The following is a 13,339-nucleotide window of genomic DNA, read 5'->3' as shown; positions in this document are numbered from 1 at the left end:
GGGCGCGGCGGCACGCGCGTTCGCCGAGGCCGCCGGCGTCCCGCTGCTGGCCGAGCCGTCGTCGGGCGCCCGGTCCGGCCCGAACGCCGTCGGCCCCTACCGGTTGCTGCTCGAGCGGCCCGAGCTCGGCGGCCGCATCGAGCGGGTCGTCGTGTTCGGGCATGCGACGCTGTCGCGGCCGGTCAGCGCGCTGCTGGCCGGCGACTCGGCGGAGGTGGTCGTCGTCGCCGGCGGCGGGCCCGACTGGATCGACGCCGGACGCCGGGCCTCCCGGGTGGTGCCGGCGGTGACGGCGCCGGCCGCGGGTTCCGGCGGCGGGGACTGGCTGGCGTCCTGGCTGCGGGCCGCGAAGGCCACCCAGGACGCCGTCGACGGTGTGCTCGCGGCCGGGCCGCTCTCCGGGCCGGCGGTGGCCGCGCAGGTCTGGGCGGCGCGCCGTCCGGGCGAGGCGCTGGTCGCCGGCTCGTCGAACCCGATCCGCGATCTCGACCTCGCCGCCGCGCCGGCTCCCGGCGATGCAGCCGACGCCGGCCCCGTTCTGGCCAACCGCGGCCTGGCCGGCATCGACGGCACGCTGTCGACGGCGACCGGCGTGGCGCTGGGGACCGGGGCGCCCGTGCGGGCGCTGGTCGGTGACCTCACGTTCCTGCACGACGCCGGCGGCCTGCTGATCGGCCCGCTGGAGGACCGCCCCGACCTGCAGGTCGTCGTCGTCAACGACGACGGGGGCGGCATCTTCGCCCTGCTCGAACACGGCGACCCCGCCCACGCCGACCGCTTCGAGCGGGTCTTCGGCACCCCGCACGGCGCGGACCTCGCGTCGCTGTGCGCCGGGTACGGCGTGGCGCACCGGCGGGTGACGGACGCGGCGTCGCTGCGATCGGCGCTGGCCGAGCCCGTGAGGGGGCGCAGCGTGCTCGAGGTACCGGTCGCCCGGGCGGCACTGCGCGACCTGCACGCCCGCATCCGCGCCGCGGTCGCCGCTGCCCTCGGCTGACGCCGCCCCACCCCCGAAGTTGATCTTGGAGTTCTTCGGGTGTCAATCGGACGAATCGGGCGGCAATCGCCGAACAACTCCAAGATCAACTTTGGGGGGTGACGGGAGGTGGTCAGGAGGAGAGTGCGTCGCGCATCGGCACCAGCTTGGCGACGCTCTCGGCCAGCTCGGCGGCGGGGTCGGAGCCGGCGACGATGCCGCAGCCGGCGAACAGCCGCAGCCGGGAGCCGGACACCTCGGCCGAGCGCAGCGCGATGCCCCATTCGCCGTCGCCGCGGGCGTCCATCCAGCCGACGGGGCCGGCGTAGCGGGCGCGGTCGAGGCCCTCGATCTCGCGGATGACCTCCAGTGCCACCGCCGTCGGGGTGCCGCCGACCGCCGCCGACGGGTGCAGCGCCGCGGCCAGCGCCAGCGACGACGCGTCGGAGTCGGAGACGCCCGCGAGGTCCGTGGCCAGGTGCATGACGTTGGGCAGGTGCAGCACGAACGGCGACTCCGGCACGTTCATGCTGGAGCAGAACGGCGCGAGTGCGTCGGCGACGGAGCGGACGGCGTACTCGTGCTCCTCGAGGTCCTTGCTGGACCGGGCCAGCGACGCCGCCAGCGCGAGGTCGTGCTCGTCGTCGCCGGTGCGACGGATGGTGCCGGCGAGGACACGGGACGTGACGAGGCCGCGCTCGCGCCGCACCAGCAACTCCGGCGTCGCGCCGATCATGCCGTCGACGCTGAACGTCCAGCAGTGCGGGTAGCCCTCGGACAGCCGCTGCAGCGGCCAGCGCAGGTCGACCGGCTCCGGGCTCTCGGCGATGAGGTCGCGGGCCAGGACCACCTTCTCCAGCTCGCCGGCGGTGATGCGGCGGACCGCCTCGGCGACGATGGCCTCCCACTCGGTGCCGCTGTGCGCGCCGTCGGCGTACGCGACGGCGGCCGGGCGCCGCGCCGGCGACACGTCGGGCAGCGCCGCACCGCCGGGCAGGTTGCCGGTGACGTCGATGGTCGTCACCCACCAGCGCCCGGACCGGTGCCCGACGACGGTGTCAGGGAGCACCAGCGACGACGAGCCGGGGACGTCGTCGAAGGCGAACGACCCGAACGCGATGGGGCCGGTGCCGGGCAGCCGCACCTCGTCGCGGACGACGGCGGTGCCGACCATGCGCCGCCACCACCGGTCGGCGGCGACGAACCGGTTGGCGCCGATGGTGTCGAACCGGGCCGCCTGCCCCCACCCGACGACCCCCTCGCCCTGCCGGACCCAGGCCATGGGGGTGTCCTCGGGCAGCAGCTCCAGCAGCGGCCCCGGGTCGGGGACCTCCGTGGTGCGCACGACCATCGGCGCGGATGCGGGCAGCGTCGTCACGATCTCCAAGCGTAAGGCCGAGTCGCCGCCGCGGCTGTGGCCGCGGCTACCCTGTGGACGTGACCCGCGCCTCCCTGGACAAGAAGCCGCACGAGGTGGCGGCGATGTTCGACGACGTCGCCGAGAAGTACGACCTCACCAACGACGTGCTCTCGCTCGGCCAGGACCGCGCCTGGCGGCGAGCCGTCGTCGCGGCCATCGGTGTGCGGCCGGGGGAGCGGCTGCTCGACCTCGCCGCCGGCACCGGCACCTCCAGCGAGCCGTTCCGGGCCCGCGGCGCGTTCGTCGTGCCCTGCGACTTCTCCCTCGGCATGCTCCGGACCGGACGGCGCGCCCACGGCGACCTGCCGTTCGTCGCCGGCGACGCCACCCGGCTGCCGTTCACCGACGGGGTCTTCGACGCCGTCACCATCTCGTTCGGCCTGCGCAACGTGCACGATCCTGTCGCCGGCCTGCGCGAGATGCTCCGCGTCACCCGGCCCGGCGGCCGGCTCGTGGTCTGCGAGTTCAGCCATCCGACGTTCGCGCCGTTCCGCAAGGTCTACGTCGAGTACCTCATGCGGGCGCTGCCGCCGGTCGCTCGCCGGGTGTCCAGCAGTCCCGACGCCTACGTGTACCTGGCCGAGTCGATCCGCGCCTGGCCCGACCAGCCGGGCCTGGCCGCCTGGCTGCGCGAGGCCGGCTGGTCCGACGTCCGCTGGCGCAATCTCAGCGGCGGCATCGTCGCACTGCACCACGCCGTGAAGCCCTGACCGCATGGCTCGGGGTCAGGACAGGCAACCGGGCGACGGCGACCGTAGGCGCTACTCCGCGGTGCTCGACACCGCGCGGACCGAAGGCCGCATCGACGACGCCGAATTCTCGCGCCGCTCCTTCACCGTCCGCTACGCACGGACCATGGGCGAACTCGACGCCGTCGTCGACGACCTGCCCGGACCACCCGCTACGCCGAAGAACCGGGTGGCGACGGTCGTCGTCGTGGGGGCCGTGGTGGTCGCGGCCGTCGGCGCCGGTCTCCTGGTGACGGGCAACACCGCGAACGAACCGCCCGCCCAGCCGCCACCAGCGGCGGAGGCGCCCGCGGCCGAGCCGGTCGAGGAGGCCGAGGAGGCCCCGCCGGACCTGCGTTCGGTGGCCGATCTGACCCGCATGTGGGACGAGCTGGCGCAGCTGCCGGTGGCCGGCATCAAGAGCATGTACGTGTACGAGGACCGAGCTCGTCTCGAGGTGCAGACCGCGCCGGGCGCGCTCACCTACGACGATCTCGACTACGACGGCACGCTCAGTGCCCCGGAGCCGGGCACGACGGTCAACGGCGACGACCCCGACTCCGTGTTCTTCCCGCTGAGCGACGTCGACCCTGCCGTCGTAGCGGCCTGCGCCGCCCATGCCGCGCAGATCGCCGGTCGCGAAGGCCGCGCGGTCGAGATGATCGTCATCAGCCGCGACGTGTTCTACGGCGACATCGTCACCATCAACGTGCACCTCGAGACCGACGCGTACGGTGTCGGCTCGGTGGTCACCTGGGACGCCACCGGTCAGTACCTGCTCGATGACGGGATCGACCAGTGAGCCGCCCGGACCGCCGGTGGCGGCCCTCCGACGCCGACCGCGACCGGTATGCCGCCGCCATCTCCCAGGCCTTCGCCGAGGGGCGCATCGACACCGCCGACATGGAGAGCCGCACCGCGCTGGTGCACGAGGCGAAGTCCATCGCCGAGCTCGATGCGCTGGTCGAGGACATGCCCCCGCCCGCACCTGCGCCCACGCCCGAGGCGCCGGTGTCCGATCGGCACGAGACACGGCGGGCGCTCCTCTTCGCGACGGCGCTGACGATCGGCGCGATCGTCGTCGCCGCGATCGTCGGTGCGGTGCTGTACAACGCCCTCGGCGACGACGCGAGCAGCTCGAGCCCGCGCCCGGTCGCCGAGGCACCGGAACCGGAGGAGATCCCGCCGCCGGACGAGCCGGCGCCGCTGCCGGTCGAGGACGTCGAGCTGCCGCCGATCGACACCGAGCAGGTGCCCATGTTCACGCTGGAAGGGCTGCAAGAGTTGTGGGCGGCGGCCGCCCGCACCGTGCCCAGCGACATCAGCCTGTATGCCGACCGCGCCTCGCTGCGGGTGCGGTCCGACTCGGCCCGGCGCGGCCTCGACACCGTCGAGTACCAGGGCGGGCTGCTGCTGCCGCGAGAGCCCTACCGCGACCTGTCCGACGGCGAGCCGGACGACGAGGTGTTCTTCTCCTGGGACGACGTCGCGCCGGAGGCCGTCGCGGCCGCGATCGCGGGTATGCCGGCCGCGCTGGGCGTCGCCGATGTCCCCATCGGACACATCAGCATCGGTCACTTCCCGGACGGAGAGGTCTCCATCAACGTCTATCCGGAGGGTGACATCGGCCCCACCTACGTGCGCTGGGACGCTACCGGGCAGCGGGTTCTCGGCGTGTACTGACACGATCGAATTACGCAACGTTGTTGATGCGTAAATCTGCAGGTCAGAGGGGGTGACCCCCGGTGAGTGACACGACAGGGAACCCCTACACTTAGGACCGAGTGTGCGCTCGTGAACAAATTCACGAGCGTGCCGCCACGAACCGAACAGTGACACGCATCCCGAGGACCCGTCGATGAGCCAGCGCACTGGTCGCACGCGACCGAGCGCCCCGACCCGCACCGCCGGCGAGGCAGACGTCATCGTCGTCGGCGCCGGGCCGGCCGGCTCGACCACGGCGTACTACCTGGCCCGGTCCGGGCTGGACGTGCTGCTGCTCGAGAAGGCGTCGTTCCCGCGCGACAAGGTCTGCGGCGACGGCCTGACGCCGCGGGCGGTGCGGCAGCTGGTCCGCATGGGCGTCGACACCAGCGCGCCCGGCTGGATCCGCAACAAGGGCCTGCGCATCATCGGCGGCGGCATGCGGCTGCACCTGCCGTGGCCGGAGCTGGCCAGCTACCCCAACTACGGCCTGGTCCGCACCCGCACCGACTTCGACGCGCTGCTCGCCCGGCACGCGGCCGCGGCCGGCGCCCGGCTGCACGAGCGCACCAACGTCACCGCGCCGGTGCTCGACGAGCGCACCGGCCGCATCATCGGCGTCACCGCGAAGCCGCTGGACGAGCGCGGCCGCCCGGCCGGCGACGCCGTCACGTACCGCGCCCCACTGGTGGTCGCCGCCGACGGCACGTCGTCGCGGCTGTCGACGGCCATGGGCATCCACAAGCGCGACGACCGGCCGATGGCCGTCGCCGTGCGCACCTACTACAAGACGCCGCGGCACGACGACGACTGGATGGAGTCGTGGCTGGAGCTGTGGGCCGAGAACGACGCCGGCGGGCGCGATCTGCTGCCCGGCTACGGCTGGATCTTCGGCACCGGCAACGGCACGAGCAACGTCGGCCTCGGCATCACGAACACCTCGAAGGCGTTCGGCCGCGTCGACTACAAGGACATGCTGCGCCGGTGGGCCGCCCAGACCCCGCCGGAATGGGGCTTCACCGAGGAGAACCAGGTCGGTGACATCCGCAGCGCGGCGTTGCCGATGGGATTCAACCGTCAGCCCCACTACAGTCGTGGCCTGCTCCTGGTCGGCGACGCCGGCGGCATGGTCAACCCCTTCAACGGCGAAGGCATCGACTACGCGATGGAGGCGGCCGGTCTGGCGGCCACCGTCGTCGCCGACGCGCTCTCCCGGGATGCCGCCGGACGAGAGCGGGTGCTGCAGGGCTATCCTGCGGCGCTGAAGCACGAACACGGTGGCTACTTCACGCTCGGCCGCATCTTCGTCAGATTGATCGGTGACCCACGGATCATGAGAATCGCCCGGAACCACGGCCTCCCGCGGCCCTGGCTGATGAAGTTCACGCTGAAGCTGCTGGCCAACCTGACCGACCACCGCGACGGTGACGTGTACGACCGCGTCATCAACGCGATGACCCGACTCGCCCCGGCGGCGTGAGGAGCCCCATGGAGGACGCTGTGCAGTATCCAGTGCAGAGGGATGGTCTGGCGTGAACTCGTACGCTCCGATCCTCGGTCTCATCGCCATCGCCGCGGTCTTCGCGGTCGGCTCGGTGGTGTTCTCGTCCGTCGCGGGCCCGAAGCGGTTCAACCGCGCCCGCCTCGACTCCTACGAGTGCGGCATCGAGCCGACACCGCAGCCGGTGGGCGGCGGCCGGTTCCCGGTGAAGTACTACCTCACCGCGATGACGTTCATCATCTTCGACATCGAGATCATCTTCCTGTACCCGTGGGCGGTCCGGTTCGACCACCTCGGCGTCTTCGGCTTCGTCGCGATGGTGACGTTCATCTTCCTGATCACCGTGCCGTTCATCTACGAGTGGCGGCGCGGCGGGCTCGACTGGGACTAGCAGGGGCGAATCATGGGTGTTGAAGAGAAGCTTCCGTCCGGCGTGTTGCTGAGCACGGTCGAGGGCCTGCTCGGCTACATGCGCAAGGGCTCGGTCTGGCCGGCGACGTTCGGCCTGGCCTGCTGCGCCATCGAGATGATGGCCTTCGGCGGTCCCCGGCACGACTCCGCCCGGTTCGGTATGGAGGTCTTCCGCGCCTCGCCGCGGCAGGCCGACCTGATGATCGTCGCCGGCCGGGTGAGCCAGAAGATGGCCCCGGTGCTGCGGCAGATCTATGACCAGATGGCCAACCCGAAGTGGGTGCTGTCGATGGGCGTCTGCGCCTCGTCCGGTGGCATGTTCAACAACTACGCCATCGTCCAGGGCGTCGACCACGTCGTGCCCGTCGACGTCTACCTGCCCGGCTGCCCGCCGCGGCCGGAGATGCTGATCGACGCCATCCTCAAGCTGCACGACCAGATCCAGCACACCAAGCTGGGCGCGCACAAGGTCGCGGCCGATGCCGAGGCCGAGGAGCGGGCGCTGGTCGCGCCGGCCACGCACGAGATGAAGGGCCTGCTCCGGTGAGCGACGACGAGAAGCGGACCGAGGCCGCCGACAGCGCCGGCGACGCGCAGGGCATGACCAGCGGGACGCAGCACCCCGACGACGTCGAGGAGGCCGCGCGCACCCGCTCGGAGTCCAGCCCCGTCGACCAGCCCGGCAAGGCCGAGGAGCCCGGCGGCGGCCCGGACCAGCCGTCCAAGGAAGAGGTCACCACCGGCGGCGACGCCCGTCCCGGCGAGCAGGCGCAGACCCAGGACGAGGCGAAGGACGAGGCCGAGGAATCGACCGCCGAAGCTCCCGACACGCTGGGCCCCCGGCTCCCGCCGGAGCACCCGTCGCGGCGCGGCATGTTCGGCGCCTACGGCGGCAGCGGCGACACCTCCGGCTATGGCCGGCTCGTGGTCCGCGACACCAACCCGGTCCGCGGTGCCTCCACGCCGCGGCCGTGGCCCGGCGAGCTGGAGAAGCTGGGCGACGACGTCAGCGCGGCGCTGCGGGAGGCCGGCAGCACCGACGCCGACGTGTTCGAGAAGGTGCTGGTCGACCGCGGCCAGATCACGTTCTTCGTCAAGCGCGAGAAGCTGGCCGAGGTGGCCCGGATCTTCCGCGACGACCCCATGCTGCGGTTCGAGATGTGCATGGGCGTCAATGGAGTGCACTACCCGGAGGAGACCGGCCGCGAGCTGCACGCCGTCATCCAGCTGCTCTCGATCACCCACAACCGCCGGGTCAACCTCGAGGTCACCTGCCCCGACAGCGACCCGCACATCCCGTCGATCGTGCACACCTACCCGTCGGCCAACTGGCACGAGCGCGAGACGTACGACTTCTTCGGGATCCTCTTCGACGGCCACCCGGCGCTGACCCGCATCCAGATGCCGGACGACTGGCCGGGGCACCCGCAGCGCAAGGACTATCCGCTCGGAGGCATCCCCGTGGAGTACAAGGGCGCGACCATCGCGCCGCCGGACGAGCGGAGGGCGTACAACTGATGAGCCAGCAGGACGTCACCTTCACACCGGCCGGCGACGACTACGCCGACGACCCCTACGCGGGCGTCCGCGAGACCACCGAGGGCCCGGTCTACACCGTCACCGGTCAGGACTGGGACGACGTGGTCGGCGCGGCCGCGGCGGGCGAGGAGCGCATCGTCGTCAACATGGGCCCGCAGCACCCGTCGACGCACGGCGTGCTCCGGCTCATCCTCGAGCTCGACGGCGAGACCGTCACCGAGGCGCGGTGCGGCATCGGCTACCTGCACACCGGCATCGAGAAGAACATGGAGTACCGGACGTGGACCCAGGGGGTCACGTTCGTGACCCGCATGGACTACCTGTCCCCGTTCTTCAACGAGGCCGCGTACGTGCTGGGCGTGGAGAAGCTGCTCGGCATCACCGACGAGATCCCCGAGCGGGCCAACGTCATCCGCGTCATGATGATGGAGCTCAACCGCATCTCCTCGCACCTGGTGTGCATCGCGACCGGCGGCATGGAGATGGGCGCGCTCACCGTCATGACCAACGGGTTCCGCGAGCGCGAGCGCACCCTCGACCTGTTCGAGCTGATCACCGGCCTGCGGATGAACCACGCGTACATCCGTCCCGGCGGCGTCGCACAGGACCTCCCGCCGGGCGCGGTCGAGAGCATCCGCGAGTACCTGCGCTGGATGTGGGACCACATCGGCTCCTACGAGGAGTTCTGCAACGAGAACCCGATCTTCAAGGGCCGCACCGTCGGCGTCGGGTACCTCGACCTCGCCGGCTGCATGGCGCTGGGCATCACCGGCCCGGTGCTGCGCTCCACCGGCCTGCCGTGGGACCTGCGCAAGTCGCAGCCGTACTGCGGCTACGAGACCTACGACTTCGAGGTGCCCACCTGGGACACCTGCGACTCCTACGGGCGGTTCCGCATCCGCATCGAGGAGATGAAGCAGTCGCTCAAGATCGTCGAGCAGTGCCTGGACCGGCTGGAGCCGGGGCCGGTCATGGTCGGCGACAAGAAGATCGCCTGGCCGGCCCAGCTGGCCATCGGCAGCGACGGCATGGGCAACTCCCTCGACCACATCCGGCACATCATGGGTGAGTCGATGGAGGCGCTGATCCACCACTTCAAGCTGGTCACCGAGGGCTTCCGGGTCCCGGCCGGCGAGGTGTACATGCCGATCGAGAGCCCGCGCGGCGAGCTCGGCGCGCACGTGGTGTCCGACGGCGGCACCCGGCCGTGGCGGATGCACTTCCGCGACCCGTCCTTCAACAACCTGCAGGCCGTACCGGCGATGTGCGAGGGTTCCATGGTGGCCGACGTCATCGTGGCCGTCGCGAGCATCGACCCGGTGATGGGTGGATGTGACCGATGACCGAGGTGCCGGAGAGTCGTGCGGGCAACGGCCGAGGGGCGGGGCCGGAGGCTCCCCCCGAGGTCGTTCGAGGCCGTGAGGTGACCGGAGAGAGTGAGTGACCCCCGCATGACTCGACCAGATGTGAACGACGTGAACGTGCAGCCGGACGAGGCTGCGGCCGGCCCGCTCGACGACACCGTCCGCGCGGAGATGGCCGAGATCATCGCCCGCTATCCGGAGCCGCGGTCGGCGCTCCTGCCGATGCTGCACCTCGTGCAGTCGCACCAGGGCTACGTCTCGCCCGAGGGCATCGAGCTGTGCGCCGAGGTCCTCGGCATCACCGAGGCCGAGGTGGCGGCGGTCGCCACGTTCTACACCATGTACAAGCGCCGCCCCGTCGGCGAGTACCACGTCGGCGTCTGCACCAACACGCTCTGCGCGATCATGGGCGGCGACGCGATCTGGGACGACCTGTCCGAGTACCTCGGCGTCGGGCACGACGAGACCACCGAGGACGGCAAGATCTCCCTCGAGCGCGTCGAGTGCAACGCCGCCTGCGACTACGCGCCGGTCATGGTCGTGAACTGGGAGTTCATGGACAACCAGACGCCGCAGTCGGCGCGCGAGCTGGTCGACCGGCTGCGCGCCGGCGAGGAGGTCGCCTCGACCCGCGGCCCGCGCATCTGCACCTGGAAGCAGGCCGAGCGGGTGCTGGCCGGGTTCCCGGACGGCCGCGCCACCGAGGGCGTCGCCGCCGGACCGGCGTCGCTCGCCGGCCTGGAGCTGGCACACGAGAACGGCTGGACGGCGCCCGAGGGCGGGCAGCGCGAGCTGGGAGGTAGCACCAAGTGACGACCACGCTCACCCCGGTCCTCACCGCGCGCTGGGACCAGGCCGACTCCTTCACCCGGCGCAACTACGAGAAGGCCGACGGCTACAAGGCGCTGCGACGCGCCCTGCAGCGCACGCCGGCCGACATCGTCGAGATGGTCAAGGACTCCGGCCTGCGCGGCCGCGGCGGCGCCGGCTTCCCGACGGGGATGAAGTGGAGCTTCATCCCCAAGGACTCGCCGAAGCCGACCTATCTGGTGGTCAACGCCGACGAGTCCGAGCCGGGCACCTGCAAGGACATCCCGCTGATGATGGCCGACCCGCACGTGCTGGTCGAGGGCGTCATCATCACGTCCTACGCCATCGGCGCCAAGCACGCGTTCATCTACGTGCGCGGCGAGGTGCTGCACGTCTTCCGCCGGGTGATGAACGCCGTCGCCGAGGCGTACGAGGCCGGCTACCTGGGCCAGAACATCCTCGGCTCCGGGTTCGACCTCGACGTCGTGGTGCACGCCGGCGCCGGCGCGTACATCTGCGGCGAGGAGACCGCGCTGCTGGACTCGCTGGAAGGCCGCCGCGGCCAGCCCCGGCTCAAGCCGCCGTTCCCGGCGGTGGCCGGGCTGTACGCGTCGCCCACCGTCATCAACAACGTCGAGACCATCGCCTCGGTGCCGTCCATCGTGTCCGGCGGCGCGGAGTGGTTCCGCAGCATGGGCAACGAGAAGTCGCCCGGCTACGGCATCTTCTCGCTGTCCGGCCACGTGACGAAGCCCGGGCAGTACGAGGCGCCGCTGGGCATCACGCTGCGCGAGCTGCTCGACCTCGCCGGCGGCATCCGCGGCGGCCGCGAACTGAAGTTCTGGACGCCGGGCGGCTCGTCGACGCCGATGCTGACCGCGGAGCACCTCGACGTCCCGCTGGACTTCGAGGGCATGGCGGGGGTCGGCTCGATGCTCGGCACCCGGGCCCTGCAGATCTTCGACGACACCACCTGCGTGGTCCGCGCGACCGCCCGGTGGATCGAGTTCTACAAGCACGAGTCCTGCGGCAAGTGCACGCCGTGCCGCGAGGGCTTCTGGTGGATGGTGCAGATCCTCGAGCGGCTGGAGAAGGGCGAGGGCACCGAGGCCGACCTGGACAAGCTGCTGGACATGAGCGATAACATCGCTGGCCGCTCGTTCTGTGCGCTCGCCGACGGCGGGGTGGCGCCGGTGGTCTCGTCCATCCAGCACTTCCGCGACGAGTACATCGCGCACTTCGAGCACGGCGGCTGCCCGTTCGACCCGGCCGCCTCGACGCTGTTCGCGCAGGAACTGGGGGCCAAGGCCTGATGACCGTGACGACCAACTCCACGTCCGACGCCGTGGAGCCGCAGCCGAACCTGGTGACGGTCACCATCGACGGCTTCGAGGTGAGCGTGCCCGAGGGCACGCTGGTCATCCGCGCGGCCGAGCTGATCGGCATCCAGATCCCGCGGTTCTGCGACCACCCGCTGCTCGAGCCCGTCGGCGCCTGCCGCCAGTGCATGGTCGAGGTGCCCGACATGGGCAACGGCCGCGGCATGCCCAAGCCCCAGGCGTCCTGCACGCTCACCGTCGCCCCGGGCATGGTGATCAACACCCAGTTCTCCTCGCCGGTCGCCGACAAGGCCCAGCAGGGGATCATGGAGTTCCTGCTGATCAACCACCCGCTCGACTGCCCGGTCTGCGACAAGGGCGGCGAGTGCCCGCTGCAGAACCAGGCGATGAGCAACGGCCGCGCCGACTCCCGCTACGAGGGCAAGAAGCGCACCTACCCGAAGCCGATCAACATCTCCGCGCAGGTGCTGCTCGACCGCGAGCGCTGCGTCCTGTGCGCCCGGTGCACCCGGTTCTCCAAGGAGATCGCCGGCGACCCGTTCATCGAGCTGCTCGAGCGCGGCTCGCTGCAGCAGGTCGGCATCTACGAGAAGGAGCCGTTCGAGAGCTACTTCTCCGGCAACACCATCCAGATCTGCCCGGTCGGCGCGCTGACCAGCGCGGCGTACCGGTTCCGGTCGCGGCCGTTCGACCTCGTGTCCGTCCCGTCCGTCGCCGAGCACGACGCCTGCGGCAGCGCGATCCGCGTCGACCACCGCCGCGGCACGGTCATGCGCCGGCTGGCCGGCGACGACCCCGAGGTCAACGAGGAGTGGATCACCGACAAGGACCGCTTCGCGTTCCGCTGGTCCACGCTCGACGACCGCATCACGCACCCGCTGGTCCGCGACGAGGACACCGGCGAGCTGGTTCCGGCGTCGTGGCCCGAGGCGCTGACGCTGGCGTCGCAGGGCTTGGCCCGGTCGCGCGACGCCGGCGGCGTCGGCGTCCTGACCGGCGGCCGGCTGACGCTCGAGGACGCCTACGCCTACGCGAAGTTCGCCCGCACCGTCCTCGACACCAACGACGTCGACTTCCGCGCGCGGCCGCACTCGGCCGAGGAGGCCGGCTTCCTGACGTCCGTGGCCGGATCCGGACTGGGCGTCACGTTCGGCGACGTCGAGAAGGCGCCGGCGGTGCTCCTCGTCGGGCTGGAGCCCGAGGAGGAGGCCGGCGCGCTGTTCCTGCGGCTGCGCAAGGCCAGCCGCAAGAACGGCACGCAGGTGCACGCCATCGCGCCGTACGCCACCCGCGGCCTGACCAAGACCGGCGGCACCCTGCTGCCGGCCGCGCCGGGCACCGAGCCCGAGATCCTCAACGCCATCACGCTCGGCGACGACCGCGTCGCCTACCTGGGTGAGGCGCTGCGCGAGAAGGGCGCGGTCATCCTGGTCGGCTCGCGGCTGGCGACCATCCCCGGCGCGCTGTCCGCGGCCGCCCGCGTCGCCACCGTCACCGGCGCCCGCCTGGCCTGGGTGCCGCGGCGGGCCGGCGAGCGCGGCGCGCT

13 protein-coding genes are annotated in these 13,339 nt (G+C 71.7%); 12 read left to right on the top strand and 1 reads right to left on the bottom strand.

What is annotated here, in order from left to right:
- Positions 1-997: thiamine pyrophosphate-dependent enzyme (locus tag DY240_RS11435; RefSeq protein ID WP_233552704.1), on the top strand; the 997-nt coding region annotated here is incomplete at its 5' end.
- Between the two features lie 112 nt (positions 998-1,109).
- Here DY240_RS11435 and DY240_RS11430 read toward each other — a convergent pair.
- On the bottom strand, positions 1,110-2,327 hold the full coding sequence (locus DY240_RS11430; protein WP_119660019.1) for an isochorismate synthase: 1,218 nt from the start codon (positions 2,325-2,327) through the stop codon (positions 1,110-1,112).
- Positions 2,328-2,413: 86 nt separating this feature from the next.
- On the opposite strand from DY240_RS11430, the gene DY240_RS11425 reads away from it, so the two are divergent.
- The 11 genes from DY240_RS11425 to DY240_RS11375 all read left to right on the top strand — a co-directional run.
- The gene (locus tag DY240_RS11425; RefSeq protein ID WP_119660021.1) at positions 2,414-3,106 is read left to right on the top strand and encodes a demethylmenaquinone methyltransferase; all 693 of its coding nucleotides are present in this window, start codon (positions 2,414-2,416) and stop codon (positions 3,104-3,106) included.
- A 4-nt stretch (positions 3,107-3,110) separates the two neighbouring features.
- Positions 3,111-3,926 carry a DUF1707 SHOCT-like domain-containing protein gene (locus tag DY240_RS32805; protein WP_199701335.1) on the top strand — a complete coding sequence of 272 codons (816 nt, stop codon included), beginning with the start codon at positions 3,111-3,113 and terminating at the stop codon, positions 3,924-3,926.
- Positions 3,923-4,807, top strand: a complete 885-nt coding sequence (locus tag DY240_RS11415; protein WP_119660018.1) for a DUF1707 SHOCT-like domain-containing protein — start codon at positions 3,923-3,925, stop codon at positions 4,805-4,807. Before DY240_RS32805 ends, DY240_RS11415 begins: the two co-directional genes overlap by 4 nt.
- 175 nt (positions 4,808-4,982) lie before the next feature.
- Positions 4,983-6,308 (top strand): geranylgeranyl reductase family protein, encoded by a 1,326-nt coding sequence (locus tag DY240_RS11410; protein ID WP_119660017.1) that lies wholly within the window; start codon positions 4,983-4,985, stop codon positions 6,306-6,308.
- A 52-nt stretch (positions 6,309-6,360) separates the two neighbouring features.
- Positions 6,361-6,720 carry an NADH-quinone oxidoreductase subunit A gene (locus DY240_RS11405; RefSeq protein ID WP_119660016.1) on the top strand — a complete coding sequence of 120 codons (360 nt, stop codon included), beginning with the start codon at positions 6,361-6,363 and terminating at the stop codon, positions 6,718-6,720.
- Between the two features lie 12 nt (positions 6,721-6,732).
- Complete coding sequence (locus DY240_RS11400; protein ID WP_119660015.1) at positions 6,733-7,287, top strand: NuoB/complex I 20 kDa subunit family protein; 555 nt, start codon at positions 6,733-6,735, stop codon at positions 7,285-7,287.
- Positions 7,288-7,571: 284 nt separating this feature from the next.
- On the top strand, positions 7,572-8,258 hold the full coding sequence (locus tag DY240_RS11395; protein ID WP_407659307.1) for an NADH-quinone oxidoreductase subunit C: 687 nt from the start codon (positions 7,572-7,574) through the stop codon (positions 8,256-8,258).
- A complete protein-coding gene (locus tag DY240_RS11390; RefSeq protein ID WP_119660014.1) occupies positions 8,258-9,622 on the top strand; it encodes an NADH-quinone oxidoreductase subunit D in 1,365 nt (454 codons plus the stop codon). The genes DY240_RS11395 and DY240_RS11390 overlap by 1 nt, the downstream gene beginning before the upstream one ends.
- A 132-nt stretch (positions 9,623-9,754) precedes the next feature.
- Positions 9,755-10,456, top strand: a complete 702-nt coding sequence (gene nuoE / locus DY240_RS11385) for an NADH-quinone oxidoreductase subunit NuoE (RefSeq protein ID WP_233552703.1) — start codon at positions 9,755-9,757, stop codon at positions 10,454-10,456.
- Positions 10,453-11,766 (top strand): NADH-quinone oxidoreductase subunit NuoF, encoded by a 1,314-nt coding sequence (gene nuoF / locus DY240_RS11380; RefSeq protein ID WP_119660012.1) that lies wholly within the window; start codon positions 10,453-10,455, stop codon positions 11,764-11,766. The genes nuoE and nuoF overlap by 4 nt, the downstream gene beginning before the upstream one ends.
- A partial coding sequence (locus DY240_RS11375) for an NADH-quinone oxidoreductase subunit G (protein ID WP_119660011.1) occupies positions 11,766-13,339 on the top strand: 1,574 nt, incomplete at its 3' end. The genes nuoF and DY240_RS11375, both read left to right, overlap by 1 nt.

This window comes from Jiangella rhizosphaerae (genome assembly GCF_003579925.1).
Classification (GTDB): domain Bacteria; phylum Actinomycetota; class Actinomycetes; order Jiangellales; family Jiangellaceae; genus Jiangella; species Jiangella rhizosphaerae.
This window is presented reverse-complemented; position numbering and strand designations above follow the sequence as displayed.